Origin of the sequence: Dyadobacter sp. CY261, assembly GCF_021440085.1 — a bacterium.
Lineage (GTDB): Bacteria > Bacteroidota > Bacteroidia > Cytophagales > Spirosomataceae > Dyadobacter.
In genome coordinates this window covers 351,881-373,649 of the sequence record NZ_JAKCPW010000001.1, presented here as the reverse complement: position 1 = coordinate 373,649, position 21,769 = coordinate 351,881, and the positions used below count along the sequence as shown (strand labels likewise).

Sequence of the window (21,769 nt, the reverse complement as noted above, 5' to 3'; positions counted from 1 at the left end):
TTCCTGTATTTCCAGTACACTAAATTCCCCTTTATGGGTATCATTAAGCCAGTTGCCGATTTCAGGCAATTGCCTGATGAGTTTAACACAAATTGCGGTCGAAATCAGATACAAACAAGGGATTAAGGCATGTCGGACGGCCGCGTTTCCAGCTTTTCCGCCCATTTTTGAAGTATGTCAACAAGGTCTTCCAGTATGACCGGTTTGCTCAGGTAATCGTCCATTCCGGCTTCGAAACATTTTTCTTTGTCCTGCTGCAATGCATTCGCAGTCATGGCAATAATGAATGGATTTGCCACATTCCTCGCCTTGATTTGCCGCGTCGCTTCCAGGCCGTCCATTTGCGGCATTTGCATATCCATGAGAATCACATCATAACTCATTTCCGAAACGCGTTCAAGCACTTCCATACCATTCTGGGCCAGGTCGGCGCGGTATCCAAGCTTGCTCAACGTGTTCATGATCACAATCTGGTTCACCTTGTTGTCTTCGGCCACCAGTATCGACATCGGATAACGGGCCGCAAAATCAGCGGGAAGCTTTTTAGGGGAATTTTCCTTCCGACGAGCCGACTCAATCTTTTCCCGAATCTCAGTCGCCACCTTGGCGGTAATCGAAAAGCGGAAGGTACTGCCTTTGTTCAAACTACTTTCGACGGAAATGCTACCTCGCATCAGCGTCGTCAGTTTCTCACAGATTACCAGCCCAAGGCCCGTGCCGCCGTATTTTCGGGTCGTAGACGAATCCACCTGTGAAAAGGGCTTGAATAGCTTATCGAGCTTGTCCTCCGCAATACCTATACCGGTGTCGGCAATCTCAAATCCAAGTTTGATGATTTCCCCCTCTTCCGCGATCACGTAGACAAACACACTTACCTCACCCTTTGGCGTGAACTTGATTGCGTTGCCCACAAGGTTGGTAACGATCTGTCCGAGCCGTAATCGGTCCCCAATAATCCGCGAAGGCACATTTTCATCGATTTTCAACGTCAGGTTTAAATGATGCGAATTGGTTTTTGCCCTGAACAAGTCGACTACCTCGCCAACATAGGTTTTCAGTGCAAACTCCTTTTCTTCCAGCTCCATATTCCCCGATTCGATCTTCGAGATATCGAGTATGTCGTTGATTACGTTCAGGAGGTCTTCGCCGGACGACTGGATCAACTTGGTAAAATTGCGCTGTTCTTCGGTAAGATCAGTTTCCGAGAGCAGGGAGGCGAGGCCAATCACCCCGTTCATAGGCGTCCGAATTTCATGGCTCATCGTAGCCAGGAACGCACTCTTAGCCCTATTGGCCAACTCCGCCTTTTCCACAAGAATCTGTTGCTCGCCAATCGCACGTTCCAACTCATTGGTCCGTTCCTGGATTTGATGCTCCAATACGCGCTTTTGCTTTCGAATCCTGTAAGTCCTGATCCGATATACAGCCACGATCAATCCAATCAATAACAGCACGCCTAGCAAACGAAACCACCATGTGAGCCAGAAAGGCGGGGTAATGATCAGTTGAATGGATACCCCGGTTTCATTCCACAAGCCATCATTATTGGAAGCTTTGACTTTGAATATATATGTTCCCGGATCCAGGTTGGTGTAAGTAGCGGTACGTTTGTTTCCTATATAGTTCCAATGCTTGTCAAAACCTTCCAGCAAATATGCATATTGGTTTTTCTCCGGAACGGTGTAGCTCAATGCGGCAAATTCAAAGGTAAGTACCGACTGGTCATACCCTATTGTAATGGTTTTTGCGACGCTGACTTGCTGTTTCAGGATATTGTCCTTGCCACCAGTGTTCACCTGCTGATTGAATATTTGGAAACCGGTAATGTATACGGGCGGGACGAAATCGTTATACCGGAGACTGTCGGGATGAAAGCTGATAAAACCATTGATCCCACCGAAATACATCTGCCCGTCCACCGCCATGAAGCGCGAATTGTCACGGAATTCATTGCCGGGTAACCCGTCCGCGATTCCGAAATTCCGGAAGGTTTTGGTCTTCGGATTAAATTTCGATATTCCCTTGTTTGTACCCAGCCAGAGATTCTCATTACGATCTTGCAGAATAGCAAAAACCACACTGCTGGCTAGCCCATCCTTCTCATTGTAGGACTGGAATGCCTGCTTTTTCTTGTCAAAATAACAAAGCCCGCCTCCCACTGTTCCAATCCATAAATTCCCACTCTCTGCTTCCATGATCGTTTGTACTTTGTTATGGGAAATGCTGCCGGCGTCTTCGGGATTATTGCGATAATGCCGAAAACCGCTGCGATCAGGCAGCAGCAGATCGAGGCCGTTGAATGTGCCTACCCAGATATTTCCTTTTTTGTCCTGAAAAACACTAGTGACAATATCGCCGCTGAGGCTTGCCGGATCAGCTGTGTTATGCCGGTAATGACTGTATCTTTTTGTCTTTACATCATAAAAATTGAGTCCTCCCTTCCAGGTCCCAATCCAAATATTGCCGTCGCGGTCGCGGGTCATGTTGTTGATGTCTGAAATCGACAGACTGTTCGGATTATTTTCTTCTGAAATATGGTGCTCTACCTGCCCGGTATTGACATTGAAAAAATCAAAGCCGCCATTATGGAAACCGAGGCCGAGTACATCTTTCGTCACCCAGATCACCGAGATCACATAGTCATTGGATATCGACTGTGGATCGCCTGGGCGGTGCCGGTAAAATGTAAAAGTCTTCGTTTTCCGGTTAAACCGGTTCAACCCACCGCCGTCGGTGCCGATCCAGATGTCGTTGCCCGTGCTATCGCCGCAGATCGCCAGCACAGTATTGTTACTCAAACTGTTAGGCGTGTTAGGTTTCTGGCGATAGGAGGCAAACTTAGGTCCAAATCTGGGAAGAAAATTAACCCCGCCAGCATATGTACCGATCCAGATGTTCTCCGCATTATCGCGATAGATCGCGTAAACCGAATTGTTATTCAACGAATAACGGTCGTCGGGGTCATTACGGATCGTTGTAAAGCGGCCAGTTGACGGGTCATACACACTAATGCCGCCGTTTTCGGTGCCTATCCAGATTTTTCCCGCTTTATCTTCCATCATTGAAAGAATATCGTTGTGTGCGACACTCCACTGGTTTGCAGGATCATGCAGAAACTGATGGACAATTGTTCCGGCGGGGTCGAGATGGGCAATTCCTCCACCATGCGTCCCCACCCAGAGATCGCCTTTCCGGTCAAAATTCAAGACCTTTATCCAGTCCGATTTTAGCCCGGCCGATGTACCGGCCCCATGAGTATATGCAGTATAATTCCCGGATTGCACGTCAAGCTTAAACAAGCCCTTTTCAGTGCCCACCCAAAGCACATAGTCTTTTCCCTCGGCAATACTCGTTATAAATTCGCTACCCACCCGGGCGTCCCTGCCCGGATAACGATAGAGCTGATAAGTGCCGCGATCACGATCAAACAGATAAAGTCCCTGATCGGTCCCAAGCCACATGCGGTTCCGGCTGTCGCGAAAAATGGTATTGATCGCCAGGCTCCTGCGTGGATGGGGATGGTGAATAAAAGTATCGGTGTCGCGATCGTAACGGTCGAGCCCGGTGGAGGTACCCACCCACATTTGCCCTTTTTCGTCGTCGAGAAGTGACAACACAAAACTATCGTTGATCGATTTCGGATTGGCGGGATCGTGCTTGTAATGGGTGTATTTGTATCCGTCAAACCGGTTGAGCCCGTCTTCTGTGGCGAACCACATAAAACCGCTGCTGTCTTTCAGGATTGCACTTACATGGCTTTGCGATAATCCCTGATCGGTGGTCAGCCTGCGAAACCTGAGCGCGACTTCCTGCGCATACATCGCTTGAAAGCATAAGAGGAGCAATAAAACTGCTCCCAGGCGAACAGCTTTCATGGGCACTTCATTCAGTGATAGATAGAAACGTTAGTTAAAAGTAGAAAAAATGTGCCCTAATGCAACATTAAAAGTGATTCCTACTCTTTGCCCTATACGAATATTAGCCATCTATGAAAAAAACTTTACTCAGCCTGCTAATTTGCGGAACTTCCTTAGCCAGTTTCGCTCAGACGTTCACTATAACCGGCCTCGTCAAAAACCAGCAAAATGAACCCGTCGGCTTTGCGGCAGTCTCTGTCAATCAATCCAAAGATTCTACACTTGTTAAGGCCGATGTGGCCGATGAGCAGGGCGCATTTAAAATCACCGGGGTCAGCGAAGGCAAATATTTTCTTCGTATTTCGGCCGTAGGTCAGCAATTACACAACTCCGCGACGTTCGATGTGTCTGGCCGGGATGTGAATCTGCCTGCGATCACAATGGCTCCGGAAGCCAAACAGTTGAATGAGGTGAAAGTAACCGGCACAAAGCCGTTGATCGAAGTCAAGAATGATCGAATGGTCTTCAATGTCGAGGCCAGCATCAATGCAACCGGTTCAAACGCGCTCGATCTGCTGCAAAGGTCGCCCGGCGTGCAGGTTGACAGGGACGAAAATATTCTGGTACGCGGCAAAACCGGTGTCCGCATTTACATCGACGGACGCCCGTCGCCGCTTGCTGGAAAAGACCTTGCATCGACGCTCAAAAGCATGAATTCGGCCGATATCGAAGCGATCGAAATCATTACGAACCCATCTGCCAAATTCGATGCGGCCGGCGACCTGGGCATTATCAATATTCGCCTGAAAAAGAACGCGAAGCTTGGTACCAATGGCAATATCAGCCTGGGCGGCATGTTTGGTATAACCCCAAAATACAACGCGTCCCTCAACCTAAACCACCGCGACAAGAAGGTCAACATCTTCGGCAACTACGGCTTCAACCAGGGCGCATGGCATAATACCACCTACGACGACCAAATCCTGAACAATGTAGCCTACAACAAATTATGGAAAGGGATCTGGCGCGATACCACCCACAGCGCCAAAATCGGGGCGGATTATTTTATTAATTCTAAAAACACCCTCGGTTTCAGCGCGAACGGACGCCTTAGCAACCACAACGGTGGCGGGGAAAGCGAGACATTCATTAGCAAACGCAACAATCTGACAGCCGATTCGCTGATCCTGTCGTCACGGACTTCGAACCCGGAGAAGAATAAGAACCTGAATGTGAATGTGAACTACCGCTATGCCGACACTACCGGTCACGAGCTGAACATCGACACAGACTACGGCATTTTCTCCTCACGCGGGATCAGTTACCAGCCCAATAAATACCAGTTCCAAACCACCAGCGACGAGCCGATCGAGCGGAATTATGTGACCAAAACGCCCGTCGATATCACGATCAAATCGTTTAAGGTTGATTACGAGCAGCCATTTAAAAAGGGAAAACTGGGTTATGGGGTTAAACTGTCGGATGTCAAATCGGATAACACATTCAATTTCTACAACGTATTGCAGAATACGGAGGTGATTGATACCAACCGAAGCAACCGGTTCAAATACCTCGAACGCGTTTATGCGGCTTATATCAATTACAATATTTCGCTTGGCAAAAAATGGGACGTTCAGGCTGGCCTGCGCGCCGAACGGACCAAATCACTCGGCGACCTGACCAGCTACAAGCACAACGACCTCGATAAAGTAGATACAACCTACCTCAGCTTCTTTCCGAGCGGTGCCATATCATTCCGCGCGTCTAAAAACCACACCTGGAATCTCAATTACAGCCGGCGCATCAACCGCCCAAGTTACCAGAACCTCAATCCGTTCGAATACCGCATCGACGAACTGGTGTATTCAAAAGGCAACCCGTTCCTGAAACCCGAATATGCGAATAGTTTCAAGCTATCACATGTTTACAAGGGAATACTGACAACATCGCTTGGATACCGCAGAACAAAATTCCCGGTCGTAGGGTTGCGCATTCCGTACGACAGTAGCCGCACCTACTTTATCACCCAAAACCTCGATTATTCGCAAGGGTTCAGCCTCGACGTCAGCATTACCAGGCCGATTACCAAATGGTGGGAGTTTAATTTCAACGTGAGCGCATACCACAACCTCTGGAAAGCCTCGCTCGATAATGGGATCGTCGTCAATAACCGCACAACCGCATTCAACCTGAACGGTCAGAACACATTCAAGCTCAAAAACAACTGGATGGTAGAGCTCTCGGGCTGGTACAACTCACCTTACCGCCGCATCGACTACAATTGGCAAATGGGTATGGTGGATGTAGGTGTGCAGAAGAAGTTCTGGAAGGAAAATGCCAGTTTGAAAATGACATTCAGCGACGTTTTCCATACCGCCCGTGGCGGTTACACCTCTGCATATGCGGGAATAGAAACGCGTTTACGCTTCCGATTTGAAGGACAAATGCTGCGTGTAAACTTCAACTACCGATTCGGAAGCAAGGAAATAAAAGCGGCGCGTAACCGCAGGTCAGGGTCGGAAGATGAATTGAACCGCATCAAAGGTTAGGGATTTTCCACAGATTAATTAATATTAATTCTACTTGTGCTTAATGAAAATGCGTATATTATATTTGCAGGAACGAAACCCTGCACATCTTGCCTCTTAAAGATTCACTCTACCGAACTTGGATTAAGCTATCCGGTGACCCGTCAGTCTTTCCCCTGAACGCCCGGATATTCCACTCGGTATGCCTGATCTCAATTTTCGCACTGATTTATAATATCCCATTTAACTACGCGATAGGATTGCCCAAAGTTGCATTGGTCAGCCTTGTCGTGTTGCTCATCGCGGCGGGATTCTACTATGCGTCGAGGTTTAAACACATGGTGAACGTCAGCACATTGCTTTGCAACGTGGTTGGTCTCTCACTGTTTACTGTCAATTATTTCCTGAACGCCGGCATGCGCGGGCCTACCGACCTCTTTTTCCTGCTATTCCTGCTTCTCAGCATTGCGATCAGTCCCGCAGATCAGTATAAGGTCTGGATTCCCGTCAACGTCACGATCCTGATCATTCTAAACCTTGTCGAGTTCTACTACCCACACCTGGTGCCCGACACCTACACCACCCGCTCCAACCGTTTTGTCGACCATATGTCCGCCTATGTGGTGGTCGCCACGATCACGTATTTCTGCATTCATTACATCCGGGGCAGTTACGAGCGCGAAAAAGAATTGACACTTGAAAATTCAAAGGCGATCGAACTGCAGAACTGGCAGATCGTGCGGCAGAATGAGGAACTTGAAAAGCTGAATGCGGAGAAAAATAAATTGATGTCCATCGTTGCGCACGACCTGCGGTCGCCCCTGGCCAGCATCCAGAACTTCCTGGAACTACTCACCCAGCACGAGCTCGATGAAGAACAAAAGCTTGACATCGAGAACGACCTGCTCAACTCTACCAAGAACACCATGGCCATGTTGTCGAAGCTGCTCGACTGGTCGAAATCCCAATTGCACGGTGTTCTGGCGCATATGGAACAACTGAACGTACATGCGCTTTTTGAGCCAACACTGACCCTCGAACGCAATATTGCCGCCCGCAAAAATATCAGTCTGGCTTACTATTTCGATCCGTCGGCAACCATCTATGCCGACAGCGACATGATGCAGCTCATCCTGCGGAACATCATCGGTAATGCGATCAAATTCACGCACATGGGAGGGCACATTACGGTAAAAGCCGAGGTACAAGGCAACAATTGCCTCATTACCGTAAAAGACGACGGCATTGGAATGTCCCCGGAAAAGCAGCAATCCATCTTTTCACTGAATGTGGAATCTACCTTCGGGACCGACAATGAGAAAGGTGTTGGTCTGGGCCTGATGCTCTGTATGGAGTTCATCAAGGCCCAGAATGGCAAGATTTGGTTGGAAAGCACACCCGATCAGGGTAGTTGCTTCTACATTTCGGTGCCGATGTTCGACAAGAACAAAGCCCGGCAGCGCAACCTGCTCTGATTACGCGCAACCTGGCACATCGGCGAGATGGTAAAAGATCTGCAAGCCGCGCTCCTTCCCTATCCGTACATCTTCGTCGGCACCTTTGGATTCGCCTTCCAGCCGGAGGATTGCATCACATTTATGCAAAAGGCGCTCGGCCACCGGGTACAGAATTTCCTCATAAGGCCCATCACCAGGCACTTTAGATCCCGCAAGTTTCAATAGTGGCAATGCTACCCACTCCCCGATTACCGGCAAATGCCCTGCACGAAAGAGTTGCAACGTTACTGATTCAAGGTAATCAAGGTTTTTCTGCATTAAGGCGGGGTCGTCATTGGTTCCCGATCGGTAGGGACCGGCCACCAGGATCATTAAGTTGCTCATGGCTAATTGAATTAAGTGATTGTTTTTATTTAAAATGATCAGATATGCTACTTTTGGCGAGCATTGAACCAATCATGGCTAATAGATTTGATTAATTTTAATCAGTATTGATTATTTTTGATCAAAATTAATCATTTAAGATGAACTTCCAAGAAAGAAAGAAGAAAATATTGGCCGCATTGGATCAGGCCGAGAGCCTGAGCGTATTCGAACTGGCAGAAATACTGGTGGCATCTCCGGCCACGATCCGCCGCGACCTGGGTGACATTGCCGAGGAGGGGCTCCTCCTGCGCACACATGGAGGCGCTATGAAAATGGAGAATCAGGTATTAACCGGGTTTCAGGAAAAGTCGGGGGTGAATAATTCCACCAAAGAACGTATCGCAGAAAATGCCGCCTCCTGCGTGCAGGATGGCGACATCATTTTTCTTGACTGCGGCAGCACCGTTTTCCAAATGTGCCGGTTCCTTAAAAAGAAAAGTATTCGCGTCATTACTAACTCCTTGCCCATTCTGGCTGAGCTGATCGACGTACCGTCGATCCAGATCAACCTCATCGGCGGAGAGCTAAACAAGGCCCGGAAGGCCATCCACGGAGAAAAGGCTGTGCAGCACATCAATGGCTATCATGCGCATAAAGCATTCATCGGCGTGGACGGGCTATCCGCTGAAAACGGGCTTACCGCACACAGCGAGCACGAATCGACCATTACAACGGCATTTATCCGCAACGCCGGCCAGGTAATGCTGCTTTGCGATGCTTCCAAGATCGGCAAGGATAGTTATGTGAAGTTCGCGGAGCTTTCGGCGATCCATACCCTCATCACCGATTCCGACTCTGAAAAGGTCGATGCATTGCGACAACAAGGTGTAAATGTGGAGGTTGCGGAATAATTAAACCAGCACCGCGCCGCCGTCGGTGACCAGGATCTGGCCCGTGCTAAACGGCTGTTTCATCAGGTATATATAAGCCTGCGCCACCTGTTCGGCTTCTCCTACATGGCGTACCGGCAATGCATTGGCCACATTTTCATAAAATGCATCACGCTCAGTGTCTCCCATCCCCGACCACAAGTTGGTACGGATAATGCCCGGCGAAACGAGGTTCACCCGCAAGGGTGCCAGTTCGACAGCCATGGCACGGGTAAATCCTTCCATGGCCGCGCAGATGCTTGCACCTATCGCCCAGCCTGCATTCGGACGCGGGCTTGCGATCCCGCCTGTAAGTACGAACGAGCCGCCCGCGTTCATGCGCGGGGCCGCGTATTTCACCGCTGCAAAAGCACCCCAGTAACGCAGATTGAAAAATTCACGGGCCGTTCCGATTTCCGTTTCCGAGATATTCCCCAGCAGCAGATTTTCTCCCGCCGTAAAAACCAGATGATCCAGCGTGCTTATTTCCTCAAAAAGCCGTTTCACGGATGCTTCGTCCGACAAGTCGGCCTGCATTCCAAGGCCTGTGCCGGGTAATTCCGCCACCGCACGCTGCACCCGCGCCGCATTGCTCGACACAATGATCACCTGCGCGCCTTCCGCCGCCGCCGCTTGGGCCACAGCCAAACCTATTCCCGAACTTCCGCCCAGGATCACTACTTTTTTACCTTCTAGTGAGAAATTCAAATTATCCATTGTTTTAAATGTTTTGACAATACAAATTTCCCCTGTCGGGCAGCCAAAGCACTTAACAAATGGTAAAAACGGGTTTAGCGCAGATTCCGCCGGATCCGGCTCAGCGATTGCGGCGTAATGCCAAGGTAGGAAGCGATATCAGAAAGCGGCACCCGCGTGGCAATATCCGACTGCCGTATCAGAAACTGCTGGTAACGCATAGCCGAGTCTTGCCCAAGATACGCATTCCGGACCTGTATCTTTTCGAGCAATGTCTGGTGGTTGATCATGTCGATCATCGCTTTCAGATAGGGAACACGGGTGTAAAGTGTGAACAGCTCAGCCCTTGTAATGCTTAAAACCTGCACAGGGCAAGCCGCACAGATGCTTTCGTGGGCCATCATATGGTTGTTAAAACTGTTCAGGATCGTGCAAAACTGATTTTCCTTTAAGAAGTAGTGCGTTATTTCGTTGCCTTTTTCATTGGTAACCATGATACGCAGCACGCCATTCAGCACAAAGAACATTTCCTGGCAAACTTTCCCGCCTTTGAACAGTACATCGCCTTCCCGGAAGTCCCGTATTTTGAATGCATTCAGGATAAGTGCCTGATCGGCCGGCGGGATGGCTTTGGTAAGTTGAAGAAAAGAAATAAATCGGTGAGGCACGGATATCTGCATTAGAATTGTATTCAAATATAATAACCTCTATCAACAAAAAATACCCTGCGCTTTTGAAGACGCAGGGCATGGTATAGTCGGTTTAGTCGTCAGTAACCTTCGTTCTGGTACATTTTCTCCGGGTTCAGTTTGTTTTCGTCAAACGGAATCGGATAATACCGGTCTTTTTTACCAAAGTTGCTGAGCTTTGCGATGCCGAAATTTTCCTGCTTTTTGCTTTTGAAATAAGCCACCAGCTCATCGGTCGTGAAGAAACGCAGCAGGTCAAACCAGCGGTGGTTTTCGAATGCCAGCTCCACACGGCGCTCGTGCAGAATAGCGAGTTTCAATGTAGGATAATTCGCCGCATAGGCCGCGTTGGCTTTGGAAACTGCATAGGTCGGCAAGCCTGCACGTTCACGTACCTGATCCAGAAATGCGATAGCGGCTGGTTCGTCACCCAATTGCATATTCACCTCCGCAAGCATCAATATCACGTCGGCGTAGCGGAGCAAGATCCAGTCGTTGCCTCCATAGCCATTGGTACTCGCTGCCGAGCTGGCGTCGCGGTATTTGGTGATAAAATAATCCTTTACGATCGGATCGTTGGCGTACTTGATCGAGAAGTCCTTTCTCCCATCGCCCGCTTCGTAATCCTGCACAAGGTCCGGCGTGACATTACCACCAGAGCCCGAAGATGCGAACAAAGAGTTGATCGTTTCGCCTTTCGCCTGGTTATTACGCGCGATCGACGATGAGAAGGTAATATCGCCCTGCTTGTTCACGATCTGGAAAATGATCTCGGCGTTGGTCGATTTTTTAGCCACATCAAACACATCGGCGTAAGGGATTTCCTTCAATGCGCCAAAAGAACGCAAATTATAGGAAGCCATCAGGTATTTTTTAGCTTCGTTCAGGTTGGCCGTGCGGTTGGCTGCGTCGAGCGTGCTTGCCATGGTCAGGTACACCTGGCCCAGCAATGCGTTGGCAGCACTTTTGGTAGCCTTGCCTTTGGTATTGGCTGTCTGACTATCCGGCAATGTCGAGCCTACGGCATCTTTCAAATCCTGCACGATCTGATTGTAAACCACATCCTGTTTTTCACGGAAAGTAGCCGCATTCACTTCGTCGGTGCTGAGGAGTTCTTTGGTTACCAAAGGCACATCGCCCCATTTACGCACGAGGTGGAAGTAAGTCAATGCACGCACAAACTTCGCTTCGGCCTTGTATTGCTCTTTCAGGTTGTTATCCGCAAATGTGACGCGTTCGATGCCCGAAAGCACCTGGTTACAGCGCGTCACCATCTGGAACAGCGTCAGCCAGTGCGATTTCAGGTAAGTATTGCTGGGCAGCAACGAAAAGTCGTTGAACTGGAAAGGCTCGCCGGCATTCGACTGGTTGTCGTTACGACCGGTATTGTCCGAACGTTCTTCGCTGTACAACCCGCTATTCTCACCGATACCGGTACCGTCGCGCAGCGAGTTGTAAATTCCGTTTACAGCCAGCGCCACGTCATCCGGCGTGCGGTAAAAGGTCGGAGCAGACACCGCATTGGGGTTTTCCTGATCCAGGAAATGATTGGAACAACCTGCGAAGGCCACCAGTCCGAACGCGGAAAATAAGGTATTGAATATGTATTTGCGCTTGATCATCTCTCTCTACTGCTTAAAATGTAATACGGGCACCGATGTTGTAGGCACGTGCGAGCGGATATTTTCCGTAATCGACACCCGGCGTCAGGTTAGCACCGTTGTTGTAATCCACCTCGGGGTTATAACCCAAGTATTTGGTCAAAGTAAAGGCATTGTCCACGCCCACATACAGGCGCAATGCGCTGATGGCATTGTTGGTCAGGCTGCCAATGCTGGCCATGTTGTAGCCCAATGTCAGGTTGGTACATCTCAGGAATGAGCCGTCCTGCAAATAGAAGGTCGACAAACGTGTGCTGTTGCTTTGCGTACCTCCACGTGAGGCGCGATACACTTTACCATCACCCGGTTGCGATTCCGAACGGTAGCGATTGGCCACTTTTTTGTACTGGTTACCCGAGCCTTCCATATTGTAGACGTAGTAATCCTGGCCGTCGAGCACCTTATTACCGTAAGTTCCGTTGAACGAAGAGCTGAAATCGAAGTTTTTATAATTCGCGGTAATGGCAAAGCCGTATGTGAATTTTGCATGCGGCGAACCGATGACACGCTTGTCGGCATCGTTCACCACGCCGTCATTATTGACATCTTCGAAATACAGGTCGCCAGGACGAAGCGGGTTGGTGGAAGCTGTCGAGCGCGCAGGACCTTTTAGCTGATAACCGGCCGGGTACGATTGTGTCGAAGAGTTGAAGGCTGCTGCATCAGCCGCCAGGTTTTCCATATCCGACTCACGCACCATGCCTTTCACCTTAAAACCATAAAACATACCGATCGGCTGGCCTTCCTGCGTAATATGCGTCAGGTACGAACGCTCGGCCCCATTGGTGATGATCGTGCTCGCGCCACCCATATCGAGTACTTTGTTACGGTTCACGGAGATATTACCGCTCACATTCAGGTCAAAATCCTGTGTCGAGATCACGCGGGCATCCAATTGCAAGTCGATTCCTTTGTTCTGCACCTTCGAGTTTCTCAGGTTGGTCAGGATCGTCGAAGCGCCTGAGATGGCCGACAATGGCTGGTTGAACAACAGGTTGAAAGAACGGCTGATATAATAGTTCGCCATGATCGACAGACGGTCATTGAACAGGCCAAGGTCAGCACCGAAGTTGTACTGCGAAGTCGATTCCCAACCCAGGTTCAGGTCTTTGATACCCGTCGCCCACATTGCCGTATTTACCGAACCATTTCCGTAAACCACCCCGCCCGGCGTTGCCATCGTTTGGAGGAAGTTGTAATTACCAATGTTATTGTTACCGCTCAATCCCCAGCTCGCGCGGAGTTTCATTGTCGATTTGTCGCCCAAAGCATCCTTATAGAATTGCTCGTTCGAAATGTTCCAGCCGGCAGAAACCGACGGGAAATTACCCCAGCGGTTGTTCGGCCCAAAGCGCGACGAACCATCGGTGCGGAAAGTGGCCGTCAGGTAATACTTGCCGTCATAGTTATACGCGGCGCGTGCCAGGTAAGAAAGCAAAGTCCAGTTCACCTTGCCGGTCTGATCGGTTCCGGTATTCAGCGCGAAAAGGGTTGCATCTGCTCCTTTTCCGGTAATTTCCTCAATGCGATCGTTAGAGAACCCGCGTGCGGTTACCGAAATTATGTCACGGTTATTTTCCTGGGCCGTATAACCGATCAATCCGTCGATGCTATGCTTGCCAAGCTGTTTTTTGTAGTTCAATGTAAATTCAGCAAGCTTGTCCATCTGGGTCGTGCTTTGGGCCACCGCGTTTGCTGCTGCGATCGCCTGCGGTGATCCCGGAGGATTGGCACCGCTACTCAGACTTGTCGGAGCATAGAACTCGTATTTCTCATTATAAGTCTGCAAACCCAGGTTGACTTTAAAATTAAGATCCGGAATGATCTCATAGGTTGCGAAACCGTTGAATGTACCACGCTGGCCCTTGCGGTTAATATGCGTTTCGGTCGCCAATGCCACCGGGTTTTCAATGGATTGATAACCGTAAGCCGAGCTCAGTGCAGCTGCTTCGTTTTTGGCAAGGCTTCCATCCTCATTGTAAGCCTTGAAAATCGGCATGTAAATTAACGCTCCGAGAATGGGGCCTTTATCGAAACGACCTTCCTGCACTTCGCGGTTGGTGTTGTAGGTAAATGCGAGGTTGGCACCCACTTTCAGCTTCTTGTTGATATCGGCATCCAGGTTGGTACGGAAATTCGTACGCTGCTGGCCGGTGCTCAGGATAATCCCCTGTTGGTTGAGCTGCCCACCGCTGATTGCATAGCGCAAGCCATTCTTGCCACCTGAAAACGAGACGTTATGACGATGCACAGGTGCATTGCGGTAAAGCTCATCCTGCCAGTCGGTATTGTATTTGGGGGTGATCAGTTGCTGATTGGCAAAGTCGTACAGATCCGTTGGAATACTGACAGAACCTGCATTACCCACGTTTTTGATACGGGTAGCATTGTCGTCGGAATACATGCCGTCGCTCCATGTTTTACCGGCATTTACCATCAGGTCGCGGTAGCTGGCATTCCGGCCATCGATCACCAATTGACCGAATTCTGAGGCATTCAACAGACCTACCTTTTTGCTCAATTGATGTATGCCAAATTGGTATTCGTATTCCAGTCTTCCTTTTCCTTCCTTACCTCTTTTTGTGGTGATCAAAACAACACCACCAGCCGCACGTGAACCATAAATAGCCGCCGAAGCCGCGTCTTTGAGGATGTCAATCGACTCAATGTCATTCGGGTTGATAAAAACATCGTTACCAGCCGGGTAACCGTCGACCACATACAAAGGATCGGAACTTGCGTTCACGGAGCCTACGCCACGTACACGTATCTTCGTGCCCACGTAAGGCGCGCCGCTGACCTGCGAGATCTGCACCCCGGCCACTTTACCTACCAATGCCTGACCGATCGTCGGCGTCGTCAGGTTCAGTTCTTTTGCCTTCACGCTGGAAATTGCGCCGGTAAGGTCGCTTTTGCGCATGGTCGAATAACCTACCGCCACAAACTCGTTGAGCATCATGGCGTCCTGTTTCAAAGTAATGGCCAATGGCGCATTACCTGAAACCACTACTTCCTGGGCAATAAACCCTACAAAAGAAAACACAAGCGTTGAACCCGATGCAGTTTCCAGCGAGAAACTGCCCGCGGCATCGGTAACTGTACCTTTGTTGGTTCCTTTTTCTAAAACCGTCACACCCAGCAACGGTTGTCCGGTTTCGTCCACCACTTTACCCGTCACATTTAATACGCGCGTCGGCCTCTCCATCATCATCCGGCCTTTTTTACCGGAAGCCACTGCATGCCTGCCCGGACTAAAAACCAGGATCCCTGTCAAAACCAACGGAACAATTGGCAGTATCAGTTTCTTCATAATAATTTTAAAAAATTTAACAAAAACAAGAAAACACGTTACAAATCACTTTAACAGCCCTACGCTTCGTGCTCAAAAATCGAGCGTAAAGGTATTTTTTGACTATTAAGTGAATAGAACGTGTTTATTATGAAAATGTAAAATTTTAAAGAAACGGAAGTAACCGACTACCAGCTCACATGTACTTGATGAACGTTACTTTTACGCGAAGAAGTCACGGCTATCCCCTTGGATGCCGAACCGGTGAATGTGAAACCTTCGAGTTCATCGGCCTTGTCGATATCCACCGAACTCAGCACGACCTGCTCTCCCTTTTCCAGTGATTTTTTCAAATCGACAAACGTAAAGCGCCACCTGCGCCCCTCGATCTGGTTTTGGATTAATACTAAAATACCCTTCTCCGGCACCCAATGCAGGTTCTGTACCCAAGGCCCGCAACTAAACTTCTTTACCAGCACGCCAGGAGCGCTCGTTTTATCTACTTTTTGCAAAACCGCGGGGTCATACAAACGCACCTCATTGCGCTTGTCGCCGTAATCGGCTGTGGCTACATACCATTTGCCATTATATTCAACATATTCCGGACGCGTCCCCTGAATGCAGGCATCATCCTCGATCGTCCGGATCAGGTGGCCATCGAGATTGCCGGCTTTGAGCATCCCCTTCCAATCCACCTCGTAAATCTCCGCTTTCCATAACGTCCCTTCCGTATTGAGGCGAATGCTGTTACCCACAAAAACCGGCAACTTTCCGTGGCGCGCAATGCCCGTCGGATGGTTGATCACATCCTTGCCTGCAACAGTCAGCTTCACTTCCTTGCCTGTGTAATGCAATGAGTCGGCCTCTGGGTGGTATTCTCGAATCATACCCACCTCCCGGTCACCGTAGAGGTAAACCTTGCCATCCATAAAAGACGCACCCTGGCAGGCGCCCAACGAATCGATCGTGCGGGACGAAACCAGCGATACATCCGGCTTGCCGGGAACGATGAATGCGGGAATTGCTGCGACAGCCAGTAATTTCAATAATCTCATAATCAATTTACTATTAATAAAAAAGAGTGCAGAGCGAAGCCCTGCACCCGTACAAAAAATGTTAACTACTTACCAAAGAGGTTGTTTCAGTTTCACGAAGTAAATGGTATTGCGGTCGACGAGACCGGTGCCTTGCAGGATCTTCTGGGTGTAGATACCGCCGCTTCCCACTACGCCAAAGTCATCATCGTTCGAAATCGCAATGGTGGTTGAGTTAATGATCGCAATACCTTCGGCCTTGTCATGTGGGTAAAGGGTCGGGATATCGGTCATCAGGTCAGCAACGAGCGTCTTTGTTACCGGCTTGATACCATTAGCAGTCAGGTTCGCCGCCGTTTTCAGCTGCTCCACGGTAAGGCCACCAAACAGTTTGCCATTCACGCCGTTGGCTGGATCGGTAATGTCAGTAGCATTTCCGATATCCACCTTGTACACCTTTTTGATCACCGTTGCCCGGTTCGCGTCGGTGGCATATTCACCATCGCGTTCGAGGACAAGGAAGGTTGTATTGTCAACCGCAACGATTTCGCTGTTAGCCTGCAAATTAGCGCGGTCGATGAGATACACATATTCTTTGCTAACGCCGGTAACAATGTCAAAAACAAGGATACGCGTCACCAATGAGCCCGAAATATCTGCGGCGGAGGGGTTGTACAGCGGGAATTGCATGATGCCCACCAGCGTTTTACCATCTGGCGTGATCGTAAGGCCCTCCATTCCACGGTTAGGACGTCTTTTGGCAAAAACCAGCGGAATTCTGCGGTTTCCGAAACCGTTACCGAATGGATTGATACGTTCAAGCGTATTTCCATCTTTGTCGAAATGCACAAGATGCGGGCCGTACTCGTCGCTCACCCAGAATGTGCCATCCTTGGCAAGCGCCATACCCTCGGAATCCAGGCCATCGATGTTGTTCGGTAATGTGTTGTTAAGCACATCCAGCGCCAGCTCGCCACTATAACCAAATCCCGGAGGATTAGGGAGGCCATTTAACTTTTCCCCTTTCTCGTTTTTCAGTTCAATGATTTTATCCAGAATCAGTTGGTCGCCTTGCAACCTGAACCTGCCGATTTGCGGAGCGAAGCTCGGATCGGCGAAGACTTTGGAATCCGCCACCTTGCCGTCGATATTGGAACCGCGGTCGGTCAGAAGGTAAAATGCCATGTGGTCGTTTGGATCCTGCACCAAAGCAGATCCGAAGCCGCCGTTGTAGACTTTCACATTACCGACTTCCGTGATGATCTTTGGGTTCTGGGCTTCGGCCCTGGCAGGATAACTATCGGAAGGCAGGCCATGGTCGGTACAGCTATTCAATACTGCCACGGCAGCCGCCGTAGAAATGAGGGAAAGTAAAAAGGGTTTCATCTATATCCAGATTAGTTTGCGTAAAACTACACTGGCCCATTTTACCTGAAAGTTAATTTACAAGCCCCGAAATCAACATATTGTTAAAAACCTTACTTCCTCCCCTTGCCCCGGAAACTGGGCGGCTGAATGTAGAATTCCACCGTTGCGGCAAGCCCGGAGGTACGTACCGGCACAGCGTCATGCACCATTTTATTGGAAAGATTTTTACGGTAGCCACCAAAGAGCTCTACCCCGCCGAAATTCCCGAACCGACGGTTGTAGGAAATCCCCATATCAACATCGATCCGGCGGCAGACGTCCGGCGTTCCTTCTGCAACACGGTTGAGATAATACGTCCGCGTAACTGCCTCGGCTTTGAAATATAGTAAGTCATTGGGCGAAAGATTATGCCGCCAGGCAATCTTTTTAGGTAGCATGATTTCCACCCCTTCCTTTTCAGATAAATTGTAGTTGAAGAGAAAAACGGGAAGGAAAGTCGATTTAAAGCTTCTGTTAAAGATAACGCCCGCCCCGATTTCCTTGTTGGGCGACAATCTTTTGAGATACGATGCCGAAACAGTGTAATTGAATGGGATTTCCTTCGCGGAAAGCATTGCGAAGTTGCCGGTTTTATTGATGTGAGAGGTTAAAAGCAGCCATGAAGTGCTATCAAGGCATACAAAAGAATTCATGTCCAGCCCGAAAGTGCGCAAGTTCCACCCTTCGAATTTTTTCGCCGGATTTTCACCTCTACCTTTAAATTCCAGCTGTTCCGTACGATAATTCGGGCCGAGTACAATACCTACATTCTTCTTGTGAAGCACTGGAATCCACGCCCGAACGAACATTTCTTCGTTGGTAAAAGTCTTGTTATCGCCATTGGCAAAACGATATACCTTCCCGGGTGCATGGGTGGTTTTGAAGGTGATCCACTTCGAGGGAGCGGAACCGGGCAAGCCCGGCTTTTGGGCACAGCAAAACGTGCTTATGCCCAACAAGGATAAGAAAATTGCAAACGCTTCCGGCTTCCGAAATTGCATACTTTGCCTATAAATGATTAAAATCGTTCTAACCGCAATAACACTTGTAATGACGGCGTAACGCAGCACCGCACAAATTAAGTTCCGGACCAATAATCGGGTAAGAGAACGATGGAGGGTTATACGTCGGCCATTATGGATTAATAAACGATATAGATTGCTGTTTCGGATAACATTCTCCATATTTTTTTAAGTAAACATCGAAATGCTCCTGCTCATAAAAAAGAAAGAGTGCCAATCTGCACCGGAAAAGGGATTATTTGAAATCTATAATGAATGTTTTGAATCCATTAATTTTGATGAAAAGCAGGTTGTTACTTTTGTATCACTTTAAACCCCTTATTCGGATATGATACAAGCAAAAGCTTACGCAGCCCAGACACCCGAGACGGATCTCGCACCGTGGGACTTTGAAAGAAGGGAGGTCGGCCCGCACGATGTCCAGATCGAAATTCACTATTGCGGCGTTTGCCACTCCGATCTGCATCAGATCAAAGACGAATGGTTTCCCGGCGTTTTTCCGATGGTACCCGGACATGAAATTGTAGGGAAAGTGGTGCAGACTGGTGCGCATGTAAAGAAATTTAAAGCTGGCGACCTGGCCGGTGTCGGCTGCATGGTGGACTCCTGTCAGGAATGCGAGAACTGTAAGGACGGGCTGGAACAATATTGCCTCGACGGTAACACCCAAACCTACAACAACCTCGACCGTAGCGGCGTACCGACGTATGGCGGCTATTCCAATACGATCGTTGTGCGTGAGGAATTTGTATTGAGTGTTTCCGACAAATTGTCGCTGGCAGCAACCGCACCATTACTTTGCGCAGGAATCACAACCTACTCGCCACTCCGCCATTGGAAAGTGGGTAAAGGCCATAAACTCGCTGTTCTCGGCCTCGGTGGCCTTGGGCACATGGGTGTAAAATTCGGCGTTGCATTTGGCGCAGACGTAACTGTTTTAAGCACTTCCGCTTCTAAGGAACAAGCCGCGAAAGACCTTGGCGCCCACCATTTTGTGGTTACCTCCGATCCTGAGCAGGTTGATGCCGTGAAAGGCAGCTTCGATTTCATTCTTGATACCGTCTCAGCCGTGCATGATATGGATCTATACCTTTCGCTGCTCCGCACCAACGGGACGCTCATCAATGTCGGTGTTCCTACCGAGCCCTATTCTGTGAGACCATTCTCGTTGTTGACAGGGCGTAAAAGCATGGCTGGCTCCGGCATCGGCGGTATTGCTGAAACTCAGGAAATGCTGGACTTCTGTGCGGAACACAACATCGTTTCCGATATTGAGCTGATCGATATCAAAGACATTTCCCAATCATACGAGCGGATGCTGAAAGGCGACGTGCGGTACCGGTTTGTGATTGATATGGCGACTTTGTGATTCGTTTTGCCCCGGTGCCGGTAACTGGTGCCGGGGTTATTTGATTGATTCAGGATTCAAAAAAATGTAGACTATCCATTCACGCTTCCATCACATTTCAACCACCGATGATCCTTCGGTAAACTAAGTTTCAGTAAATAAGCAATATTTCGTCTTCACCGATATATAGTCGGCAAAATACTTAGCAGATTTGCCATAGAATTACCGCGAAGTATACGGTCCGTGCACAGCCTTGATTGTCAACCTCTCGTCACTGTCATCCAGCACCAAAACCTGATACGTCTCTCCACCTTTGGCAACCCGTATCACCACGTGACCACTGTCACTTTTCAACCGGTTCAGCATCTCCCCGATAACCAGCTTGTTCGCTTCCAGCATTCCAGTAGCGAATACGTCGCGGTCGCCCTGGTAAATGCGCTGCGAATAAATGCGATCGAGGACGTCTTGACCGGGATGATCCGATGACCAGACGGGAATTACCAACACACGTGGGCGCAATGCGCCGAGAAGGAAGTCATTCTGAGAGTCGCGGTTACCGTGATGGTCGAGAATATGGACGTCCACCGGACCAACAGCCTTTGCAACCGGCGTTTCCACATCGTGCCAGAGCGGAACACCCGGTTGTAGTACGCCAGGTGTATCGCCGCCCGTGAAGTAGTCGAATTTGCCATAGCTGATCCTGGTGGCAATGCTGCACATGTTCTCGCTCGGATATTGTTCCGGTTTCAGATCTTTGAGCTCCGGAAAATGCCTGCGGGTAATGCCGCTCACACCGGTCCAGATTTCACCATTGGCCGAAATATTGCGGATTTCAAAGAGGTTCTTATATTTCTGCGGATCGTGCAGCAACACGATCTGATCATGACGACCCGGAACGCTTGTCTCTACACGTAACCCTTTGTTCTTAACCTGCCAGTCGAGAAAGCGACGGTAGTTCAGCATCATGCTGTCTTTCGAAGGCCTCGGGTAAGCATAATCAGGCCAGCCACGGTCGATGATTTTTTTCACCGGGACAAATTCGGCAACTTCCGTAATACCCGCGAGTACATACTTGCCTTGCTCCGATTTCCTGGAAATCGAGGTCGGGGTGCCCATGTGGTCGTCGTGAAAATGCGTGATAAGCGCATAATCCACAACCGCCTTACTGGCTACTTTGTGGATATACCGTGCGATCCACTCGCCGGGCTGCCTATCCGCATTGGGCCTGGCACTCGTATTACGTGCGCTTTTCGTACGCTCCTCCGTGGGGTCGAGCGCGCCGGCGTCGACGAGCATCGTGGTACCATCGGGTAGGATCAGGAATGTAGCATTACCCATTCCGGTACTGATGTGGTGAATATCCATTCCACCTTCCTGCCAGGCGGGAAGCGGTTGGCCTACCACCTGCGCATTGGAGTAAGTCGCGTTCATGCCCAGGCAAAGTGCGAGCAGGCTTGCTTTCATGATAGTGGTGTATTTCATAATC

At 49.4% G+C, this 21,769-nt stretch carries 14 protein-coding genes; 4 read left to right on the top strand and 10 right to left on the bottom strand.

The annotated features are described in order from the left end of the window. Positions 1 to 122: 122 nt before the first annotated feature. Positions 123 to 3,875, bottom strand: a complete 3,753-nt coding sequence (locus LZD49_RS01515) for a two-component regulator propeller domain-containing protein (protein WP_234665542.1) — start codon at positions 3,873 to 3,875, stop codon at positions 123 to 125. Between the two features lie 113 nt (positions 3,876 to 3,988). Here LZD49_RS01515 and LZD49_RS01510 point away from each other — a divergent pair, with 113 nt between their 5' ends. Beyond that, positions 3,989 to 6,406, top strand: coding sequence for a TonB-dependent receptor domain-containing protein (locus tag LZD49_RS01510; protein WP_234665541.1), 2,418 nt, complete (start codon positions 3,989 to 3,991; stop codon positions 6,404 to 6,406). Between the two features lie 89 nt (positions 6,407 to 6,495). Then, positions 6,496 to 7,860 carry a sensor histidine kinase KdpD gene (locus LZD49_RS01505; RefSeq protein WP_234665540.1) on the top strand — a complete coding sequence of 455 codons (1,365 nt, stop codon included), beginning with the start codon at positions 6,496 to 6,498 and terminating at the stop codon, positions 7,858 to 7,860. On the opposite strand, the gene LZD49_RS01500 is transcribed toward LZD49_RS01505, so the two are convergent. Further along, positions 7,861 to 8,226: a DUF4406 domain-containing protein gene (locus LZD49_RS01500; protein ID WP_234665539.1), complete on the bottom strand. Its 366-nt coding sequence runs from the start codon at positions 8,224 to 8,226 to the stop codon at positions 7,861 to 7,863. Between the two features lie 140 nt (positions 8,227 to 8,366). Between LZD49_RS01500 and LZD49_RS01495 the strand changes: the two genes are divergently transcribed. Beyond that, the gene (locus LZD49_RS01495; RefSeq protein ID WP_234665538.1) at positions 8,367 to 9,119 is read left to right on the top strand and encodes a DeoR/GlpR family DNA-binding transcription regulator; all 753 of its coding nucleotides are present in this window, start codon (positions 8,367 to 8,369) and stop codon (positions 9,117 to 9,119) included. On the opposite strand, the gene LZD49_RS01490 is transcribed toward LZD49_RS01495, so the two are convergent. The 7 genes from LZD49_RS01490 to LZD49_RS01460 all read right to left on the bottom strand — a co-directional run bounded on the left by LZD49_RS01490 (position 9,120) and on the right by LZD49_RS01460 (position 18,914). After that, on the bottom strand, positions 9,120 to 9,854 hold the full coding sequence (locus LZD49_RS01490; RefSeq protein ID WP_234665537.1) for an SDR family oxidoreductase: 735 nt from the start codon (positions 9,852 to 9,854) through the stop codon (positions 9,120 to 9,122). A 74-nt stretch (positions 9,855 to 9,928) separates the two neighbouring features. Beyond that, positions 9,929 to 10,513, bottom strand: coding sequence for a Crp/Fnr family transcriptional regulator (locus LZD49_RS01485; protein ID WP_234665536.1), 585 nt, complete (start codon positions 10,511 to 10,513; stop codon positions 9,929 to 9,931). Positions 10,514 to 10,602: 89 nt separating this feature from the next. Continuing rightward, positions 10,603 to 12,144, bottom strand: coding sequence for a RagB/SusD family nutrient uptake outer membrane protein (locus tag LZD49_RS01480; RefSeq protein WP_234665535.1), 1,542 nt, complete (start codon positions 12,142 to 12,144; stop codon positions 10,603 to 10,605). Between the two features lie 13 nt (positions 12,145 to 12,157). After that, complete coding sequence (locus LZD49_RS01475; protein ID WP_234665534.1) at positions 12,158 to 15,493, bottom strand: TonB-dependent receptor; 3,336 nt, start codon at positions 15,491 to 15,493, stop codon at positions 12,158 to 12,160. A 167-nt stretch (positions 15,494 to 15,660) separates the two neighbouring features. Further along, entirely contained in the window at positions 15,661 to 16,527 is an 867-nt protein-coding gene (locus tag LZD49_RS01470; RefSeq protein WP_234665533.1) for a hypothetical protein, read from the bottom strand. A 69-nt stretch (positions 16,528 to 16,596) separates the two neighbouring features. Then, positions 16,597 to 17,892 (bottom strand): esterase-like activity of phytase family protein, encoded by a 1,296-nt coding sequence (locus tag LZD49_RS01465; protein WP_234665532.1) that lies wholly within the window; start codon positions 17,890 to 17,892, stop codon positions 16,597 to 16,599. A 92-nt stretch (positions 17,893 to 17,984) separates the two neighbouring features. Continuing rightward, positions 17,985 to 18,914, bottom strand: coding sequence for a DUF6268 family outer membrane beta-barrel protein (locus LZD49_RS01460; protein ID WP_234665531.1), 930 nt, complete (start codon positions 18,912 to 18,914; stop codon positions 17,985 to 17,987). A gap of 349 nt (positions 18,915 to 19,263) precedes the next feature. On the opposite strand from LZD49_RS01460, the gene LZD49_RS01455 reads away from it, so the two are divergent. Next, on the top strand, positions 19,264 to 20,304 hold the full coding sequence (locus LZD49_RS01455) for an NAD(P)-dependent alcohol dehydrogenase (protein ID WP_234665530.1): 1,041 nt from the start codon (positions 19,264 to 19,266) through the stop codon (positions 20,302 to 20,304). 201 nt (positions 20,305 to 20,505) lie between these two features. On the opposite strand, the gene LZD49_RS01450 is transcribed toward LZD49_RS01455, so the two are convergent. After that, positions 20,506 to 21,765: a ComEC/Rec2 family competence protein gene (locus LZD49_RS01450; RefSeq protein WP_234665529.1), complete on the bottom strand. Its 1,260-nt coding sequence runs from the start codon at positions 21,763 to 21,765 to the stop codon at positions 20,506 to 20,508. Positions 21,766 to 21,769 lie beyond the last annotated feature (4 nt).

Bases quoted from the DNA above. Each gene is read 5' to 3' on its own strand.
- LZD49_RS01475 (WP_234665534.1), bottom strand. From the start codon at position 15,493: ATGAAGAAACTGATACTGCCAATTGTTCCGTTGGTTTTGACAGGGATC.
- LZD49_RS01485 (WP_234665536.1), bottom strand. From the start codon at position 10,513: ATGCAGATATCCGTGCCTCACCGATTTATTTCTTTTCTTCAACTTACC.
- LZD49_RS01500 (WP_234665539.1), bottom strand. From the start codon at position 8,226: ATGAGCAACTTAATGATCCTGGTGGCCGGTCCCTACCGATCGGGAACC.
- LZD49_RS01515 (WP_234665542.1), bottom strand. From the start codon at position 3,875: ATGAAAGCTGTTCGCCTGGGAGCAGTTTTATTGCTCCTCTTATGCTTT.
- LZD49_RS01450 (WP_234665529.1), bottom strand. From the start codon at position 21,765: ATGAAATACACCACTATCATGAAAGCAAGCCTGCTCGCACTTTGCCTG.
- LZD49_RS01510 (WP_234665541.1), top strand. From the start codon at position 3,989: ATGAAAAAAACTTTACTCAGCCTGCTAATTTGCGGAACTTCCTTAGCC.
- LZD49_RS01480 (WP_234665535.1), bottom strand. From the start codon at position 12,144: ATGATCAAGCGCAAATACATATTCAATACCTTATTTTCCGCGTTCGGA.
- LZD49_RS01470 (WP_234665533.1), bottom strand. From the start codon at position 16,527: ATGAGATTATTGAAATTACTGGCTGTCGCAGCAATTCCCGCATTCATC.
- LZD49_RS01465 (WP_234665532.1), bottom strand. From the start codon at position 17,892: ATGAAACCCTTTTTACTTTCCCTCATTTCTACGGCGGCTGCCGTGGCA.
- LZD49_RS01495 (WP_234665538.1), top strand. From the start codon at position 8,367: ATGAACTTCCAAGAAAGAAAGAAGAAAATATTGGCCGCATTGGATCAG.
- LZD49_RS01455 (WP_234665530.1), top strand. From the start codon at position 19,264: ATGATACAAGCAAAAGCTTACGCAGCCCAGACACCCGAGACGGATCTC.
- LZD49_RS01490 (WP_234665537.1), bottom strand. From the start codon at position 9,854: ATGGATAATTTGAATTTCTCACTAGAAGGTAAAAAAGTAGTGATCCTG.
- LZD49_RS01460 (WP_234665531.1), bottom strand. From the start codon at position 18,914: ATGCAATTTCGGAAGCCGGAAGCGTTTGCAATTTTCTTATCCTTGTTG.